Origin of the sequence: Methylobacterium sp. ap11 (genome assembly GCF_900110515.1) — a bacterium.
Taxonomy (GTDB): domain Bacteria; phylum Pseudomonadota; class Alphaproteobacteria; order Rhizobiales; family Beijerinckiaceae; genus Methylobacterium; species Methylobacterium ajmalii.
In genome coordinates this window covers 282594-298958 of sequence record NZ_FOEB01000004.1, presented here as the reverse complement: position 1 = coordinate 298958, position 16365 = coordinate 282594, and the positions used below count along the sequence as shown (strand labels likewise).

Annotated in this window: 17 protein-coding genes; 9 read left to right on the top strand and 8 right to left on the bottom strand. The window is 70.8% G+C overall.

Going from position 1 to position 16365, the window contains the following annotated elements; all coding sequences use genetic code 11:
* Positions 1-29: 29 nt before the first annotated feature.
* Positions 30-773, top strand: a complete 744-nt coding sequence (locus tag BMX97_RS07995) for a 3-deoxy-manno-octulosonate cytidylyltransferase (protein ID WP_091747743.1) — start codon at positions 30-32, stop codon at positions 771-773.
* A gap of 19 nt (positions 774-792) precedes the next feature.
* Positions 793-1647 (top strand): prephenate dehydratase, encoded by an 855-nt coding sequence (locus BMX97_RS07990; RefSeq protein ID WP_060847919.1) that lies wholly within the window; start codon positions 793-795, stop codon positions 1645-1647.
* 272 nt (positions 1648-1919) lie between these two features.
* Here the strand turns inward: BMX97_RS07990 and BMX97_RS07985 are convergent, their stop codons facing one another.
* The gene (locus BMX97_RS07985) at positions 1920-2438 is read right to left on the bottom strand and encodes an Lrp/AsnC family transcriptional regulator (protein ID WP_244538327.1); all 519 of its coding nucleotides are present in this window, start codon (positions 2436-2438) and stop codon (positions 1920-1922) included.
* 138 nt (positions 2439-2576) lie between these two features.
* On the opposite strand from BMX97_RS07985, the gene BMX97_RS07980 reads away from it, so the two are divergent.
* From BMX97_RS07980 to lpdA, 5 genes are read left to right on the top strand one after another with little or no spacing between them, the layout of a single operon-like run.
* Positions 2577-2825 (top strand): hypothetical protein, encoded by a 249-nt coding sequence (locus tag BMX97_RS07980; protein ID WP_143074575.1) that lies wholly within the window; start codon positions 2577-2579, stop codon positions 2823-2825.
* A gap of 48 nt (positions 2826-2873) precedes the next feature.
* Positions 2874-4136 (top strand): 3-methyl-2-oxobutanoate dehydrogenase (2-methylpropanoyl-transferring) subunit alpha, encoded by a 1263-nt coding sequence (locus BMX97_RS07975; RefSeq protein WP_091747734.1) that lies wholly within the window; start codon positions 2874-2876, stop codon positions 4134-4136.
* A gap of 1 nt (position 4137) precedes the next feature.
* Positions 4138-5151: an alpha-ketoacid dehydrogenase subunit beta gene (locus tag BMX97_RS07970; RefSeq protein ID WP_091747731.1), complete on the top strand. Its 1014-nt coding sequence runs from the start codon at positions 4138-4140 to the stop codon at positions 5149-5151.
* Positions 5152-5154: 3 nt separating this feature from the next.
* A complete protein-coding gene (locus BMX97_RS07965; RefSeq protein WP_091747728.1) occupies positions 5155-6543 on the top strand; it encodes a dihydrolipoamide acetyltransferase family protein in 1389 nt (462 codons plus the stop codon).
* Positions 6544-6546: 3 nt separating this feature from the next.
* Positions 6547-7935 (top strand): dihydrolipoyl dehydrogenase, encoded by a 1389-nt coding sequence (lpdA, locus tag BMX97_RS07960; protein WP_091747725.1) that lies wholly within the window; start codon positions 6547-6549, stop codon positions 7933-7935.
* Between the two features lie 454 nt (positions 7936-8389).
* Here the strand turns inward: lpdA and BMX97_RS07955 are convergent, their stop codons facing one another.
* On the bottom strand, positions 8390-8662 hold the full coding sequence (locus tag BMX97_RS07955) for a hypothetical protein (RefSeq protein ID WP_091747723.1): 273 nt from the start codon (positions 8660-8662) through the stop codon (positions 8390-8392).
* Positions 8663-9209: 547 nt separating this feature from the next.
* On the opposite strand from BMX97_RS07955, the gene BMX97_RS07950 reads away from it, so the two are divergent.
* On the top strand, positions 9210-10121 hold the full coding sequence (locus BMX97_RS07950; RefSeq protein ID WP_244538326.1) for a hypothetical protein: 912 nt from the start codon (positions 9210-9212) through the stop codon (positions 10119-10121).
* Between the two features lie 27 nt (positions 10122-10148).
* Here BMX97_RS07950 and phoB read toward each other — a convergent pair whose 3' ends face one another.
* The 6 genes from phoB to pstS form a co-directional block, all read right to left on the bottom strand.
* Positions 10149-10850, bottom strand: coding sequence for a phosphate regulon transcriptional regulator PhoB (gene phoB, locus BMX97_RS07945; RefSeq protein WP_091747716.1), 702 nt, complete (start codon positions 10848-10850; stop codon positions 10149-10151).
* Positions 10851-10917: 67 nt separating this feature from the next.
* Entirely contained in the window at positions 10918-11655 is a 738-nt protein-coding gene (gene phoU, locus BMX97_RS07940; protein ID WP_091747713.1) for a phosphate signaling complex protein PhoU, read from the bottom strand.
* Between the two features lie 86 nt (positions 11656-11741).
* The gene (gene pstB / locus BMX97_RS07935) at positions 11742-12554 is read right to left on the bottom strand and encodes a phosphate ABC transporter ATP-binding protein PstB (protein WP_091747710.1); all 813 of its coding nucleotides are present in this window, start codon (positions 12552-12554) and stop codon (positions 11742-11744) included.
* Positions 12555-12576: 22 nt separating this feature from the next.
* Positions 12577-13491, bottom strand: coding sequence for a phosphate ABC transporter permease PstA (gene pstA / locus BMX97_RS07930; RefSeq protein WP_091747706.1), 915 nt, complete (start codon positions 13489-13491; stop codon positions 12577-12579).
* A gap of 26 nt (positions 13492-13517) precedes the next feature.
* Complete coding sequence (gene pstC / locus BMX97_RS07925; RefSeq protein WP_060847931.1) at positions 13518-14492, bottom strand: phosphate ABC transporter permease subunit PstC; 975 nt, start codon at positions 14490-14492, stop codon at positions 13518-13520.
* 222 nt (positions 14493-14714) lie between these two features.
* Positions 14715-15752, bottom strand: coding sequence for a phosphate ABC transporter substrate-binding protein PstS (pstS, locus tag BMX97_RS07920; RefSeq protein ID WP_091747703.1), 1038 nt, complete (start codon positions 15750-15752; stop codon positions 14715-14717).
* Between the two features lie 323 nt (positions 15753-16075).
* Here pstS and BMX97_RS07915 point away from each other — a divergent pair, with 323 nt between their 5' ends.
* Positions 16076-16357 carry a hypothetical protein gene (locus BMX97_RS07915; protein ID WP_348273117.1) on the top strand — a complete coding sequence of 94 codons (282 nt, stop codon included), beginning with the start codon at positions 16076-16078 and terminating at the stop codon, positions 16355-16357.
* Positions 16358-16365: the final 8 nt, after the last annotated feature.

Below are 16365 nucleotides of genomic sequence, written 5' to 3'. Positions count from 1 at the left end.
CGACGCCCCGCAGGATGCGAAGCCCCCGCATGTCCGACCCGCTCGTCCTGATTCCCGCCCGCCTCGCCGCGACCCGCCTGCCCGAGAAGCCGCTGGCCGACATCGCCGGCGAGCCGATGATCGTGCATGTCTGGCGCCGCGCGATCGAGGCCGGCCTCGGGCCCGTGGTGGTCTGCACCGACACGCCCGCCATCGTGCAGGCGGTCGAGGCGGTGGGGGGACTGGCGGTGATGACCCGGCCCGACCACCCGTCGGGCTCCGACCGCCTCGCCGAGGCCCTGGAGGTGATCGACCCGGAGGGGCGCCACGACGTGGTGGTGAACGTGCAGGGCGACCTGCCGACCATCGACCCCAGGGCGATCGCCGCCTCGGTGGTGCCGCTGGCCGACCGGGCGGTGGACATCGCGACGCTGTGCGCCTTCATCACCCGGCCCGAGGAGCGGACCGAGCCGAGCGTCGTCAAGCTCGTCGGTACCGAGATCGCGCCGGGGCGGCTGCGGACGCTCTACTTCACCCGCGCCACCGCGCCCTACGGCGACGGCCCCCTCCTCCACCATATCGGCCTCTACGCCTATCGCCGCCGGGCCCTCGCCCGCTTCGTGGCGCTGCCGCCGAGCCCGCTCGAGCTGCGCGAGAAGCTCGAGCAGCTGCGGGCGCTCGAGGCCGGGATGCGGATCGACGCCGTGGTGGTGGACGACGTGCCGCTCGGCGTCGACACCCCCCACGACCTCGAGCGCGCCCGCGCCGTCCTGGCCGCCCGGCGTCTGAACTGATCCCCGAAGAGCTTGCGCGATGAACCAGACGATCTCCTACCAGGGCGAGCCCGGCGCCAACTCGCACATCATCATCAACGAGGCCTATCCGGACTGGACGCCCCTGCCCTGCGCCACCTTCGAGGACGCGCTGACGGCGGTGCAGGACGGCTCGGCGGCGCTGGGCATGATCCCGATCGAGAACTCGATCGCCGGCCGCGTCGCCGACATCCACCACATGCTGCCGGCCTCCGGCCTCCACATCATCGGCGAGCAGTTCCTGCCGATCCGCTTCCAGCTCATGGCCCTGCCGGGCGTGGCGCTCGACGAGATCCGCACCGTCCACAGCCACGTCCACGCGCTCGGCCAGTGCCGCAAGATCATCCGGCGGCTCGGCCTCAAGGCGGTGGTCGCGCCCGACACCGCCGGCGCCGCCCGCCAGGTCGCCGAGGCCGGCGACCGCACCCGCGCCTCGCTGTCGCCCCGGCTCGCCGCCGAGATCTACGGCCTGTCGATCCTGGCCGAGAACGTCGAGGACGAGGAGCACAACACCACCCGCTTCGTGGTGCTCTCCCGCGAACCGGTGGTGCCCCCGGCGGGCGCCGGCCCGACGGTGACGAGCTTCATGTTCCGGGTCCGCAACATCCCGGCGGCGCTCTACAAGGCGCTGGGCGGCTTCGCCACGAACGGCGTCAACATGACCAAGCTCGAGAGCTACATGGTCGAGGGCCAGTTCACCGCGACCCAGTTCTACGCCGAGGTCGACGGCCACCCGGAGGAGCCGTCCCTGCGCCGGGCGCTCGACGAGCTCGCCTACTTCTCGAGCGCGATCCGGATCATCGGGACCTATCCGGCTCACCCGTTCCGCGAGAGCGCCCGGCCGCCGGCGGAGTGACGGGACCGGGACGCGGAGGCGCCGCCCGGTCGCCGTCCGCGTCCCTCCGGGGCCGCGAAGGGGGAGCCCGGGATCCGGGCGGCCGGTCCTCGGAGCATCGCCCGATCGCCTCGCAGGGGGGGCGGCGCTCGGGGTCTTCGATCCTGCCGAAACGTCCCGTGAGAGCCGATATCCGGGACACCCCGCGCCGCGGTTCCCGCCCTGTCCGCGACGCGGCCCCGGAATGCCCCCGTGACGACGTCGCCGGGACGACCGATTCCCACGTACCCGCGTCAGGGCGCCTGCCGGGCGATCGCCACCGGATCGACCGAGACCTCCTGCTTCAGGGTCCGCAGGGCGAAGACCGAGCGCGACTGGCGGATGCCGCGGATGCGGTAGAGCTTTTCGCGCAGGAACCGCTCGTAATGCGCGGTGCCGCTGACCGCGACCTTGATCATGTAATCGTACTCGCCCGTCACCAGGTGCACCTCCAGCACCTCGGGGATGCGCAGGATCTCGGTGCCGAAGGCCTCCAGCACCGCGTCGTCGTGCTTGTCGAGGGTCACCTCGATGAAGACCACGTCCGGGATGCCGAGCGCCCGGTGGTCGAGCAGGGCGACGTAGTCGCGGATCAGCCCGGCCTCCTCCAGGCGGCGCAGCCGCGTCCAGCACGGTGACTGCGACAGCCCGATCCGCTCGGCGAGCGCCGCGATCGTCAGCCGGCCATCCGTCCGCAGGGCGCCCAGGATCCTGCGGTCGATCTCGTCGAGCCGGTGCGGCTCGGCGCCCTTCTGCTGCGCTTGCGATCGCACGGAACGCTTGTTCGGCGTTTCGCCCTTCAATGCCATGCTGCGTTCTCCGGTCACCCGCTTTAGCCGCGAAAATCGGCGAGGACCATCCGGCCGGACCGGTCTACAGTCGGGGAAATCAAGCGTCGCGGGAGGGCGCAGATGGCTCTTGAACAAGGGCATGCGGTGGAGGTCCGGGCTCGGATCCTCCACGTCTTCGACGGTGTCACGCGCCTGCTCGGCGAAGTCGAACGCGCCGGCGACAGACTGAGACACCTCGCGCTCGACGCCACCTCCTCCGCCCTCACCCTCTCGATCCTGGTCCCCGACGGGACGGACCTGTCCGTCCTCGCCGCCCGCCTGTCGCGCCATCCGACGGTGGTCGAGGCGCAGGTCGGCGCGCCGTCCTGACACTCCATCCCGCATCGTCCGCGACACCCTCCCCGTAAGGGCCTCCCCATGCCGCCAGACGCCCCGAGCCCCCACGCGCCCAATCTCCACGCCCCCTTGAGCCTCCACGTCCCCGAGCCGGCCGTCCGCCCGGGCGGCAATCCGAGTTTTTCGGACCTCGACATCCCGGAGGCCGGTGCGGTGCGCCGGCCCGAGGTCGACGTGGCGGCGGCCGACATCCGCGACCTCGCCTACACGCTGATCCGGGTGCTCGACGCGGATGGCAAGGCGGTCGGTCCCTGGGCCGGCTCGCTCACCGACGAGGAGCTGCTCGCGGGCCTTCGCGACATGATGAAGCTGCGCGCCTTCGATGCGCGGATGCTGATGGCGCAGCGCCAGGGCAAGACCTCGTTCTACATGCAGCATCTCGGCGAGGAGGCGGTGAGCACCGCCTTCCGCCGGGCGCTCGAACCCGGCGACATGAACTTCCCGACCTACCGGCAGGCCGGGCTGCTGATCGCCGGCGGCTACCCGCTCGTCGACATGATGTGCCAGATCTACTCGAACGAGAACGATCCGCTGCACGGCCGGCAGCTTCCGGTGATGTACTCGTCGAAGGAGCACGGCTTCTTCTCGATCTCCGGCAACCTCGCGACGCAGTACGTCCAGGCGGTCGGCTGGGCGATGGCCTCGGCGATCAAGAACGACACGAAGATCGCCGCCGCCTGGATCGGCGACGGCTCGACCGCGGAATCGGATTTCCACGCGGCGCTGGTCTTCGCCTCGACCTACCGGGCGCCGGTGGTGCTCAACGTCGTCAACAACCAGTGGGCGATCTCGACCTTCCAGGGCTTTGCTCGGGGCGGCTCCTCGACCTTCGCGGCGCGGGGCCACGGCTTCGGGATCCCGTCCCTGCGCGTGGACGGCAACGACTACCTCGCCGTCCACGCGGTGGCGAAATGGGCGACCGAGCGGGCGCGGCGCAACCTCGGGCCGACCATCGTCGAGTACGTCACCTACCGCGCCGGCGCGCATTCGACCTCCGACGATCCCTCCGCCTACCGGCCGAAGACCGAGTTCGACGCCTGGCCGCTCGGCGATCCGGTCAAGCGCCTCAAGGATCACCTCATCGCCCGCGGCGCCTGGTCGGAGGAACGCCACCGCCAGGGCGAGGCCGAGATCCTCGACGAGGTGGTGGCCGCCCAGCGCGAGGCCGAGACCCACGGCACGCTGCATGCCGGCGGCAAGCCGTCCCCGCGCGACATGTTCGAAGGAGTCTTTTCCGAGATGCCCCCCCACCTGCGCCGCCAGCGCCAGCAGGCGGGGTACTGACATGCCGCGCCGCACGATGATCGAGGCCATCCGGGACGCGATGGCCGTGGCGATGGAGCGCGACGACGACGTGGTCGTGTTCGGGGAGGACGTCGGCTATTTCGGCGGCGTCTTCCGCTGCACCCAAGGGCTCCAGGCCCGCTTCGGCAAGAGCCGCTGCTTCGACGCGCCGATCAGCGAACTCGGCATCGTCGGCGCCGCCGTCGGCATGGCGGCCTACGGTCTGAAGCCCTGCATCGAGATCCAGTTCGCCGACTACATGTACCCGGCCTACGACCAGATCGTGTCCGAGGCCGCGCGCCTGCGCTACCGCTCGGGCGGCCAGTTCACCGCCCCGATGGTGGTGCGGATGCCCACCGGCGGGGGCATCTTCGGCGGCCAGACCCACAGCCAGAGCCCCGAGGCCCTGTTCACCCACGTCGCCGGCCTCAAGACCGTGGTGCCGTCGAACCCCTACGACGCCAAGGGTCTCCTGATCGCCGCGATCGAGGATCCCGACCCGGTGATCTTCCTGGAGCCCAAGCGCCTCTATAACGGCCCCTTCGACGGCCACCACGACCGGCCGGTGACCCCGTGGGCCCGCCACGACCTCGGCGAGGTGCCGGACGGGCACTACACCGTGCCGCTCGGCAAGGCGGCGATCCGGCGCGAAGGAAGCGCCGTCACGGTGCTGGCCTACGGCACCATCGTGCACGTGGCGGAAGCCGCGGCCGCCGAGACGGGAATCGACGCCGAGGTCATCGACCTGCGCACGCTGCTCCCCCTCGACATGGAGACGATCGAGGCCTCGGTGCGCAAGACCGGGCGCTGCGTCATCGCCCACGAGGCGACCCTGACCTCGGGCTTCGGCGCCGAGCTGGCGGCGCTCGTGCAGGAAACCTGCTTCTACCACCTGGAGGCCCCGATCGTCCGGGTGGCGGGCTGGGACACGCCCTACCCGCACGCCCAGGAATGGGCCTACTTCCCGGGTCCCGAGCGCGTCGGCCGGGCCCTTCGCGCCGCGCTGGAGGGCTGACCCATGGGATTTCGCATCGTCAAGCTCCCCGACATCGGCGAGGGCGTGGCCGAGGCCGAGGTCTCGGCCTGGCACGTCAAGGTCGGCGACGTGGTCCGCGAGGACCAGCCCCTCGCCGACGTGATGACCGACAAGGCCACCGTCGAGATCCCCTCCCCGGTGAGCGGCACCGTGGCGGCGCTCGGCGCCGAGGCCGGCCAGATGCTGGCGGTCGGCGCCGAACTCGTGCGGCTGGAGATCGAGGGCGGAGATGCCGCGCCCGCCTCGGTCCCGGACTCCGGCGTCGCGGTGGCGCCCGAGGTCGCGAGGGCGCAGGACGCGGCCGAAGGCCAGCCCGCCGCCGCCCTGGTCCCGGCCGCGGACGGCCTGGAGCCGGCGCAACCCGCGCCCGCGCCCCGATCCGCCGCCGCGCCGAAGCCGGTCGAGCCCCCGAAGCCTGCGCCGGCGAAGCCCGCAGCCCCCGCCCCGCGCCCCGCGGCGACTGCTCCCTCCTCTGGCCCGCCACGCCCGGCGGGCGAGAAGCCCGTCGCCTCGCCGGCGGTGCGCCGCCGCGCACTGGAGGCCGGCATCGACCTGCGCCAGGTCCGCGGCACCGGCCCGGCCGGCCGCATCGGTCACGACGACCTCGACGGGTTCCTGAACGCTCCGCCCGAGGAGACCGCGCCCGCGCCCGCCGGCCGCGTCGCCCGCACCGGCGTGGAGGAGATCAAGGTCATCGGGCTCCGCCGGCGCATCGCCCAGCGCATGGCCGATGCCAAGCGCCGCGTCGCGCATTTCTCCTATGTCGAGGAGGTCGACGTGACGGCGGTGGAGGAGCTGCGCGCCGCCCTCAACCAGCGCCACGGCGCGAACCGGCCGAAGCTCACCCTGATCCCGTTCCTGGTCCAGGCCCTGGTGCGCGCCCTGCCGGACTTCCCGCAGATGAACGCGCATTACGACGACGAGGCGGAGGTGATCCACCGCCATGCCGGCATCCATGTCGGCATCGCCACCCAGACGCCGTCCGGCCTGATGGTGCCGGTGCTCCGCCACGCCGAGACCCGCGACGTGTGGAATTCGGCCGCCGAGGTGCGGCGCCTGGCGGAGGCCGCCCGCAACGGCCTGGCGGCGCGCGACGAGCTCTCGGGCTCGACCATCACCATCACCTCGCTCGGCGCGCTCGGCGGCATCGTGACCACGCCGGTGATCAACCGGCCGGAGGTCGCGATCATCGGCGTCAACAAGCAGGTGATGCGCCCGGTCTGGCGCGACGGCGCCTTCGTGCCGCGCCTGACGATGAACCTCTCGGCGTCCTTCGACCACCGGGTGGTCGACGGCTACGACGCCGCCCTGTTCGTGCAGGCGCTGAAAGGCCTGCTCGAGACGCCCGCGACCCTGTTCATGGAGGCCTGACCCGTGGGCGAGATCACCACCAAGCTCCTGGTGCTCGGCGGCGGCCCGGGCGGCTACGTCGCGGCGATCCGCGCCGGCCAGCACGGCATCGACACCGTGCTGGTCGAGGAGAATCGCTTAGGCGGCACCTGCCTCAATGTCGGCTGCATCCCCTCGAAGGCGATGATCCACGCGGCCGAGGCCTATCACGCCGCCGTGCTGCAGGCCGGCGACGCCTCGCCCTTCGGGCTCTCGGCCGGCCCCCCGAGCCTCGATTTTGCCCGCACGGTGGCCTGGAAGGACGGCATCGTCGGGCGGCTCAACACCGGGGTCGCGTCGCTCCTGAAGCGCGGCGGGGTCAAGATCCTGCGCGGGCGCGGGCGGATGGTCGACGGCAAGACCTGCCTCGTCGAGACCGATACCGGCCCCGAGCGGGTGCGGGCCGAGCACGTGATCCTGGCCACCGGCTCGGTCCCGGCGGCGCTCCCCCACCTGCCCTTCGGCGGGCGGGTGATCTCCTCGACCGAGGCGCTGTCGCTGCCGAAGGTCCCCGCCACCCTGGCGGTGGTGGGGGCGGGCTATATCGGGCTCGAGCTCGGTACCGCCTTCGCCAAGCTCGGCGCCAAGGTCACGGTGGTCGAGATGGCCGAGCGGATCCTGCCGGCCTACGACGCCGAGCTGACCCGGCCGGTGGCGCGGCGCCTCGGCGCGCTCGGGATCGAGGTGCTGCTCGGCGCCAAGGCGACCGGGCTCTCGGGCGACGCGCTCGATGTCGAGGTCGGCGGCGAGCGCCGGACGATCCCCGCCGAGGTGATCCTGGTCGCGGTCGGCCGCAAGGCGCGCACGCACGACCTCGGGTTAGAGCGGCTCGACCTCGACATGAGCGGGCCTTTCATCCGCATCGACAAGCGCTGCGCCACCTCGATGCGCAACGTCTGGGCTGTCGGCGACGTGACCGGCGAGCCGATGCTGGCCCACCGCGCCATGGCGCAGGGCGAGATGGTGGCCGACCTCGTGGCGGGGCGCCGCCGCGCCTTCCACAAGGTGGCGATTCCCGCGGTCTGCTTCACCGACCCGGAGGTGGTCTCGGCCGGCCTGTCGCCGGACGAGGCCCGCGCCGCCGGCCACGAGATCCGCACCGGCCTGTTTCCCTTCGCCGCCAACGGCCGCGCCATGACGCTGGGCGCCGAGGACGGCTTCGTGCGGGTGACGGCGCGGGCCGACAACCACCTCATCCTCGGCATCCAGGCGGTGGGAGCCGGGGTCTCGGAGCTGGCGGCGGGGTTCGGCCTAGCGCTCGAGATGGGCGCCCGGCTGGAGGACGTCGCCGGCACGATCCACGCCCACCCGACCCTCGGCGAGGCCTTCCACGAGGCGAACCTGCGAGCGCTCGGCGAGGCGCTGCACATCTGAAGGAGGCCCCGCCGGACGGAACCGTCCGGCGGGGCCCCGTCCCGTGGCGGCGCGCCCACCGCGAGACGGTGGGCATCGCGCGGGTTCCGTCGGTTCGCGAGCCGGGTGCCGGCCTCCCGACCGATCGCTGCCGGTCGCCCCGATGGAGTGTCAGGGCCTGACTGACTGACGGGGTCGACGTCGTGAGAGAATTTTTATCAGATACACGAAAATATCTTGATGTGTCGGAGCCTGCTCGGCTTGCGACGACACAATCGCGAGGGGATTTTCCATCCTGCACTCTACCTCATCCTGAGGTGCGAGGCGATCGAGGATCGCTGAGCCTCGAAGGAGGGATCCAGTAACCTCGGAGAGTTCTGGAGCCCTCCTTCGAGGTTAGTCGATCTTCGATCGACCAACACCTCAGGATGAGGTTGCTGGTGGGATAGAGCGTGTCGATCGGTCGACCAAGCTCTCAGGGGCGGCCCGGCTTCGCGTCGGCACGTTTCATGGCAATGTCGTCCGTGCACCGAAGAAAAGCGTTGTAGGTCTTGCCGGAGACTCTCCGCTTGATCCAGCTGTTCCGGCCGTTGTGACGTGTCTGGATCCCGACCGATTCCGCGCATCTCTCGCGCTCGGCGCTCGACTGCGCCGATGCCGGCTGCACGGCAAGTCCGAGCATGGAAGCGATCATCTCTCCGGCCAGCAGAAAAGCCAAGATCGTCGCGATGTTTCTGAGTTTTTCCATGGAAACATTCCCCGCTTGACTTGAAAATCCTAACGTCATGCTCGGCGATCTACAACTATAAATGTTCGATACGCAGATCGCCTTCACCCCTGACCCAGGGACGGATCCGTGCAAGGGGCGGTGCGGGTGGGCATGTCGGGATCGGCGCCAGGATTCGGCGCGGTGCTCGGGGCGGGCGCGCAGCCGTCGGCCAAGCCTTGTACGGAGCCAACGTCAAGGCGCCCCGGGGTCGTGCGGACCGGAGCCCATCCCCGGTCCTGCCGACCGCGCGAAGGCCTCCGATGCGTCGGACGCCCCTCGTAATCCCGCGCGGTCCAAAGGTCTTACGGGCGTTGCATTTTTGCGGCAGCCAGGCCGGCCGGCATCGTTTCTAAGCAGACGCGCTGGAGCACGGCACATCTGGGGCCCTCGCGCGACCATGACCGGAATCACCGAGCCGATGCGATGCCTGTCGGCCGCGGCGGGCGTCCTGATGCTCGTCCTCTCCACCCCGGCATCCACGCAGGCCGCGCCGCGCAGCGAGTCCGGGACAAAGGACAGGTCCGGGATGGAGGACAGGTCCGGGACGGGCCTGGGCGGCGCGCGGGAGGCCGGCGAGGACGAGGGCCGTCCGGCCGGAACGTCCAGCAAGACGGACGACGGGAAGGACGTCGATACCGAGCACCTGTTCGGCTTCACGGAAGGCGCCGATGCCGGCGAGAAGGGCGAGCAGGAAGCGGTGGTCGACACCGTCTCGCGCATCGGCAAGCGTCGTGACGGCCCCGGCCGGTCGGCCTACCGCGTGCTCGACACGCGGCTCGCCTACCAGTTCAACCCCATCGACAGGCTGAGCCTCGAACTCAGCGCCTTCGGCACGCTGCGGCGGCAGCGCAACGTTCTCGATCTGGACGACAAGTCCTACGGCACCTTCGACGGCGTCTCGCTCGAGGTGAAGTACCAGTTCCTGAAGGGCTCGAAGGAGCAGCCCTTCGGTCTCGCCCTGGAGGTGCGCCCTCGCTTCACGCGCGTCCTCCCGGTCGAAGGCCGCGGCGCCGACATCTTCGACGTCGAGAGCCTGCTCCAGCTCGACGTCCAGGTGGTGCCGGACAAGCTCTGGTACGGCAGCAACATCAGCGTCGAACCGGCGGCCGGGCGCGAGCGGGGCGGCCCGGGCTATCGCTCCTCGACCTTCCTGTGGTCGAACGCTCTCGTGGGGCGCGTCGGAGACAGCACCTATCTCGGCCCGGAGGTCCGCTACCTGCGCGGCTACGAGGGGGCCTTCCTGAACCGGCTCGAGAGCGAGGCGCTCACCCTGGGGCCCGCGCTGCATCACCGGTTCACCGAGAAGGTCTGGCTGACCGTGGCCTATGCCGGGCAGGTCTGGGGCCGCGACACCGACCCGGCCCTGGCCGGCCGGTCCCTCGGGCTGAACCAGTTCGAGCGGCACAGCCTGCGGGTGAAGTTCGGGATGGAGTTCTGACCCGGACCGGGAGACGGCCGTCCGGCGTCACGGCTCGGGCGCGAACATCTCGTCGAAGGAGTAGCCGGAGCCGCGCACGGTGCGGATCGGGTCCGAGTCGCGGCCGCGGTTGATCGCCTTGCGCAGGCGGCCGATATGCACGTCGACCGTGCGCTCGTCGATGTAGACGTCGTGGCCCCAGACGCCGTCGAGGAGCTGCTCGCGGGAGAAGACCCGGCCGGGGCTCTGCATCAGGAACTCGAGCAGCTTGAACTCGGTCGGGCCGAGATGCAGCTCGCGGCCGTCGCGGCGCACGCGGTGGCTGACCCGGTCGAGCTCGATGTCGCCGGCGACGAGCAGGTCGGCGACGTGGGCGGGCTTCGCGCGCCGCAGGAGCGCGCGCACCCGCGCCAGCAGCTCGGGCACCGAGAACGGCTTGACGATGTAGTCGTCGGCGCCGGTGGCGAGCCCCCGCACCCGGTCGCCCTCCTCGCCGCGCGCGGTCAGCATGATCACCGGCAGCCGCTCGGTCTCGCGGCGGGCGCGGATGCGCCGACACAATTCGATGCCGGAGAGGCCCGGCATCATCCAGTCGAGGAGGACGAGGTCGGGGACCTGCTCGCGCAGGCGGATATCCGCCTCGTCGCCGCGGGCGACGGCGTCGACCTCGAAGCCCTCGGCCTCGAGGTTGTAGCGCAGGAGGAGGGTCAGGGCCTCCTCGTCCTCGACGATCAGGATGCGGGTACTCATCGGGGCACTTCAGGGTCGTCGCCGCCGGGACGGCCCGCTCGGCCTCGCGGCCGGGCAGGCCATCCGGTCAGGCCTTGGGCGGGGACTGGGGCGAGAACTGGGGATCCACGGTGGCGAAGCTCGACCCGTCGTTCTTCGGCCGGTCGGTCGTCAGCGTCTCGCCGGTGGCGAGGTAGTGGATGGTCTCGGCGATGTTGGTGGTGTGGTCGCCGATGCGCTCGACGTTCTTGGCGCAGAACAGGAGGTGCGTGCAGAACGTGATGTTGCGCGGATCCTCCATCATGTAGGTCAGGAGTTCGCGGAACAGCGAGGTATAGAGCGCGTCGATGCCGCCGTCGCGGGCCCAGACGTCGAGGGCCGCCACGGTGTCCTGGGTGGCGTAGGCGTCGAGCACGTCCTTGAGCTGGCCCTGGACCAACTCGTTCATGTGCTCCACGCCGACGACGATCTTCTGCAGCTGGACCTGGTCGGCGATCGCGACGACGCGCTTGGCGACGTTCTTGGCGAGATCCCCGATGCGCTCGAGGTCGCCCGAGACGCGGATCGCCGAGATCGTCTCGCGCAGGTCGATCGCCATCGGCTGGCGCTTGGCGATCAGGAGGATCGCCTTCTCCTCGATCTCGCGCTGCAGCCCGTCGAGGCGCTGGTCGACGGCGATCACCGACTGGGCGAGGGCGGCGTCGCGGCGCAGGAGCGCCTGGCCGGAATCGGCCACCATCTTCTCGGCGATGCCGCCCATCTCGGCGATGCTGCGCCGCAGGTTCTGCAGCTCCTGATCGTAGGAGGTGACGATGTGGTTCGACATGGAGTGAGACTCCCCGCGATGAAGTGGAGCGTGGGATCGGGCCGGCCCGGCAAGGGCCCGGGCCGGCGGAACGAGGGCGGGACGCCTCAGCCGAACCGGCCGGTGATGTAGTCCTGGGTCTGGCGCTTCGACGGGTTCATGAACAGCCGGTTGGTCGGCCCGAACTCGATCAGCTCGCCGAGATACATGAAGGCGGTGAACTGCGAGATGCGCGCCGCCTGCTGCATGTTGTGGGTGACGATGGCGATGGTGAACTCGCCCCGCAGCTGCTCGATCAGCTCCTCGATGCGGCCGGTCGAGATCGGGTCGAGGGCCGAGGTCGGCTCGTCGAACAGGATCACCTCCGGGCGCTGCGCCACCGTGCGGGCGATGCACAGGCGCTGCTGCTGGCCGCCCGACAGGCCCATGCCGGATTGCTTGAGCTTGTCCTTCACCTCGTCCCACAGGGCGCCCTTGCGCAGGGCCTCCTCGACGCGGACGTCGAGGTCGGCCTTGCCGAGGCGCTCGTAGAGCCGGATGCCGAACGCGATGTTGTCGTAGATCGACATCGGGAACGGGGTCGGCTTCTGGAAGACCATGCCGACCCGGGCGCGCAGCTCGTTGAGGTCGATCGAGGGGTCGAGGATGTTGCGGCCGTCGAGCAGGATCTGCCCCTCGGCGCGCTGCTCGGGGTAGAGGCTGTAGATGCGGTTGAAGGTGCGCAACAACGTCGACTTGCCGCAGCCCGACGGCCCGATCAGCGCCGTGACCTGGCGGTCGAGGAAGTTGAGGTTGATGTTCTTCAACCCCTTGAAGTCGCCGTAGTAGAAGTTGAGGTCCTTCACGGCGAGGCGGATCGCGGCGGATTCGTCGGCCGTGCTCTGGCCCACGACCGGCACGGCGGTGGCGGTGGCGCTCATCGGTGTGTCTCCAGGATGCGGGTCAGCGCTGGGGGCCGCGCAGGACGAGGCGGGCCACGATCGACAGGCCCAGGATGGTGACGGTGATGAGGAGCGCACCGGCCCAGGCCAGCTGGCGCCAGTTCTCGTAGGGCGAGAGCGCGAACTGGTAGATCATGACCGGGAGGTTGGCGACGCCGCCCATCAGGTTCGGGCTGAACCAGGAATTGTTGTTGAGCGCGGTGAACAGCAGCGGCGCGGTCTCGCCGGCGATGCGGGCGAGCGCCAGCAGCACGCCGGTGACGATGCCCGACTGCGCCGCCCGCCAGGTGACGCTGCGGATCACGATCGAGAGCGGCGCGCCGAGCGCCGCGCCGGCCTCGCGCAGGGTGCCGGGCACCAGGCGCAGCATGTCCTCGGTGGTGCGCACGATCACCGGGGTGGCGATGATGGCGAGCGCGACCGCGCCGGCCCAGCCCGAGTAGCCGCCCATCGGCCGCACCATCAGGGTGTAGACGAACAGGCCGATCAGGATCGAGGGCGCCGAGAGCAGGATGTCGTTGAGGAAGCGGATCAGGTTGGCGAGGTGCGAGGTCCGGCCGTACTCGGCGAGGTAGGTGCCGGCGAGCACGCCGATCGGCGTCGCCACGACGATGCCGAGCGCCGTCATCACCAGGCTGCCGAGGATCGCGTTGGCGATGCCGCCGCCCTCGGAGCCGGGCCCCGGCGTGACGTTCGTGAACAGGGCCGGCGAGAAGCCCTGGACGCCCTGGATGATCAGCATCAGCAGGATCGAGCCGAGCACGATCGCGCCGAGGGCGGTGGCGAGGGTGCAGCCGACGATCAGGGCCTTGTCGGCGGTGCGCCGGCCGGCGCGGACCCGGCCCCATTCGGGCGGGGCGGGGCGGGCGGGGGCGGCGGGGGCGGACCCTGAGACCGCGGCGGGGGAGGCGCTCATCGGGAAACGTCCGTGCGGGAGCGGGATCAGGCCACCTTCGCGCGGCGCACCAGCAGCCGGGCGATGATGAGCACGATGAAGGTGACGACGAACAGGATGCAGCCGAGCGCCATCAGCGAGTTGAGCTGGAGGCCGTCGGCCTCGTTGAACTCGTTGGCGATGCGCGAGGCGATGGTCGAGCCCGGATCGAAGATCGAGGCCGAGAGCCGGTTGGCGTTGCCGATCACGAAGGTGACCGCCATCGTCTCGCCGAGCGCGCGGCCGAGGCCCAGCATCACCGCGCCGATGATCGAGACCGAGGCCTGCGGGATCAGGACGTGGCGCACGACCTCCCAGGTGGTGCAGCCGATGCCGTAGGCGCTCTCGCGCAAAACCGTCGGGATCTGGTCGAGCATGTCGCGGGTGATCGAGGCGACGAACGGCACGATCATGATCGCCAGGATGATGCCGGCGGTGAGCACGCCGACGCCGGACGGCACCTGGGCGTAGAACAGGGTGCCGACGATCGGCATCCCCTCGACGACGTTCGAGACCGGGATCTGCACGAAGCGCGCGAAGAGCGGCGCGAAGATGAACAGGCCCCACATGCCGTAGATGATGCTCGGCACGGCGGCGAGGAGCTCGATCGTCATCGCGACCGGGCGGCGGGCCCAGCCGGGGCAGAGCTGGGTCAGGTAGATCGCGATGCCGAGCGAGATCGGCACGCCGATGACGAGGGCGAGCAGCGCCGAGACCAGGGTGCCGATGATGGCGACGAGCGCACCGTACTCCTCGCGCCCGACGTTCCAGGCGCTCGAGACCAGGAAGCCGGGGCCGAAGGCCTGGAAGGCCGGCCAGCCGCCATAGGCGATCGAGGCCAGGATGCCGGCGAGCACCAGCAGCACGAGCAGCGCCGACGCGAAGGCGGCGGCGCGGAAGATGCGATCGCCCACCGGGCTGGGGGCGCGGCGGGCGACTTCGCGCCTCGCCGCCACTGCGACGTTCTCAGACAACGCGACCATCCGGGTTTCCCTTGGAGTGAGCGGCCTCTAGCGCGCTCGGCGGATCGAGGCGAGTCGGACGCGATCCGCCAGGGCCCGGCGGGCGGCGGAATCTCGGCTTTGCCCGATCCCCGCGCATGCCTGCCGGCATCGCGCGGGGATCGGAGCGCCCGGCCGGCGCCCCGCGCCGGCGGACGGGAGGGCGGGGGCCGCCCTCCCGGGATCTGTCGGCCGCGGCGCGGCTTACTGGCCGAGGACCGGCTTGCCGTCCTTGGCGACCGACTTCCACTCGTCCTCGACCAGGCCGACGACCTTGTCGGGCAGCGGCACGTAGTCGAGGTCGGAGGCCATCTTGTCGCCGCTCTTGTAGGCCCAGCGGAAGAACTTCAGCACCTCGGCGGTGCGGGCCGCGTCGGCCGGGTTCTTGTGGACCAGGATGAAGGTCGCGGCGGTGATCGGCCAGGCCTTGGCGCCGGGCTGGTTGGTCAGCGAGATGCCGAAGCCCGGGGCGGCCTTCCAGTCGGCGTTGGCGGCGGCGGCCTGGAACGCCTCGTCGCCCGGCATCGGGTACTGGCCGTCCTTGTTCTGGATCAGCGCCACCGGCAAGTTGTTCTGCTTGGCGTAGGCGTACTCGACGTAGCCGATGGCGTTCGGGACCTGCTTGACGACGGCCGTGACGCCCTCGTTGCCCTTGCCGCCCTGGCCGGCCGGCCAGCTGACCGTGGTCGAGGCGCCGAGCTCGGACTTCCAGGCCGGCGACACGTCCGACAGGTAGGTGGTGAAGATGTTGGTGGTGCCGGACGCGTCCGACCGGTAGACCGGGGTGATCGGGGCGTCGGGCAGCTTCACGCCGTCATTGAGCTTGGCGATCTTCGGGTCGGACCACTTCTTGATCTTGCCCTGGTAGATCTCGGCCAGGACCTCGCCGGTCAGCTTGACCTCGCCCGGCTTGATGCCGGCGATGTTCACCACCGGGACGACGCCGCCCATGACGGTCGGGAACTGGACCAGGCCGTCCTTGGTCAGGGTCTCGCCCTTCAGCGGCGCGTCGGTGGCGCCGAAATCGACGGTCTTGGCCTGGATCTGCTTGATGCCGCCGCCCGAGCCGATCGACTGGTAGTTCAGGCCGTTGCCGGTCTCCTTGCGGTAGGCCTCGGCCCACTTGGAATAGACCGGGAACGGGAAGGTGGCGCCGGCGCCGGTGATGTCGAGGGCGAGCGCCGAGGTCGCGATCTGGGCAGTCGCGAGCCCGATGACGAGCGCGTAGGAGAAAGGCTTCACTGGGTTCTCTCCGTGTTCGGATCGGTCCGGCACGATGCGGGGACGATTCGTCGTCCCGATATCCTGCCGTCGACGGCCGGTGAGGACGCGACCGGCCTCCCCGGGCTGCGCCGGACCCCGTCCTGATGCTTGCCAGGTCGTATGTCGTCGCGGCGCGACGGATACTCCCGGCCTCACGCCGGCCCTATGACGATCCGGTGACAGTTGGATGACAGCGCCCGCCCGGATGCGACGTTTCGGCCGCCTCGCGCGTTGGCACGGCGAAGAACAGGACGGGGCTGCCCATCATCCCTCGCCCCTCATCCACAGCAGGACGCGATCCCGTGCAGGACCTCGACACGAAGACCGACGCGGCCCGGGACGGCGAGACGACCGGCCATCCGGACGAGCCGGGGCGGCGGGCGCTGCTCGACCTCCACGCCGAGCGCGCGGCGCTGGAGCAGCGCCTCGCCCGCGCCGAGCAGGAGCGCCTCTACCTCGCCGACCCGGACGCCGTCGCGGCCGCGCAGGCCGAGGAGACGGCCCTGCTGGCCGATCTCGACCGCATCATGACGCGCATCCGCGCCGCCGAATACCGCAGCCAGCCCGGCGCGCGGACCTGGTAGGGCCCGCC

What these genes read in the sequence shown, in the direction of transcription:
- BMX97_RS07995 (WP_091747743.1), top strand. Translation starts at nt 30, where the DNA reads ATGTCCGACCCGCTCGTCCTGATTCCCGCCCGCCTCGCCGCGACCCGC.
- BMX97_RS07970 (WP_091747731.1), top strand. Translation starts at nt 4,138, where the DNA reads ATGCCGCGCCGCACGATGATCGAGGCCATCCGGGACGCGATGGCCGTG.
- BMX97_RS07990 (WP_060847919.1), top strand. Translation starts at nt 793, where the DNA reads ATGAACCAGACGATCTCCTACCAGGGCGAGCCCGGCGCCAACTCGCAC.
- BMX97_RS07975 (WP_091747734.1), top strand. Translation starts at nt 2,874, where the DNA reads ATGCCGCCAGACGCCCCGAGCCCCCACGCGCCCAATCTCCACGCCCCC.
- BMX97_RS07965 (WP_091747728.1), top strand. Translation starts at nt 5,155, where the DNA reads ATGGGATTTCGCATCGTCAAGCTCCCCGACATCGGCGAGGGCGTGGCC.
- BMX97_RS07950 (WP_244538326.1), top strand. Translation starts at nt 9,210, where the DNA reads ATGGAGGACAGGTCCGGGACGGGCCTGGGCGGCGCGCGGGAGGCCGGC.
- phoB (WP_091747716.1), bottom strand. Translation starts at nt 10,850, where the DNA reads ATGAGTACCCGCATCCTGATCGTCGAGGACGAGGAGGCCCTGACCCTC.
- BMX97_RS07955 (WP_091747723.1), bottom strand. Translation starts at nt 8,662, where the DNA reads ATGGAAAAACTCAGAAACATCGCGACGATCTTGGCTTTTCTGCTGGCC.
- pstB (WP_091747710.1), bottom strand. Translation starts at nt 12,554, where the DNA reads ATGAGCGCCACCGCCACCGCCGTGCCGGTCGTGGGCCAGAGCACGGCC.
- pstA (WP_091747706.1), bottom strand. Translation starts at nt 13,491, where the DNA reads ATGAGCGCCTCCCCCGCCGCGGTCTCAGGGTCCGCCCCCGCCGCCCCC.
- pstC (WP_060847931.1), bottom strand. Translation starts at nt 14,492, where the DNA reads ATGGTCGCGTTGTCTGAGAACGTCGCAGTGGCGGCGAGGCGCGAAGTC.
- BMX97_RS07980 (WP_143074575.1), top strand. Translation starts at nt 2,577, where the DNA reads ATGGCTCTTGAACAAGGGCATGCGGTGGAGGTCCGGGCTCGGATCCTC.
- phoU (WP_091747713.1), bottom strand. Translation starts at nt 11,655, where the DNA reads ATGTCGAACCACATCGTCACCTCCTACGATCAGGAGCTGCAGAACCTG.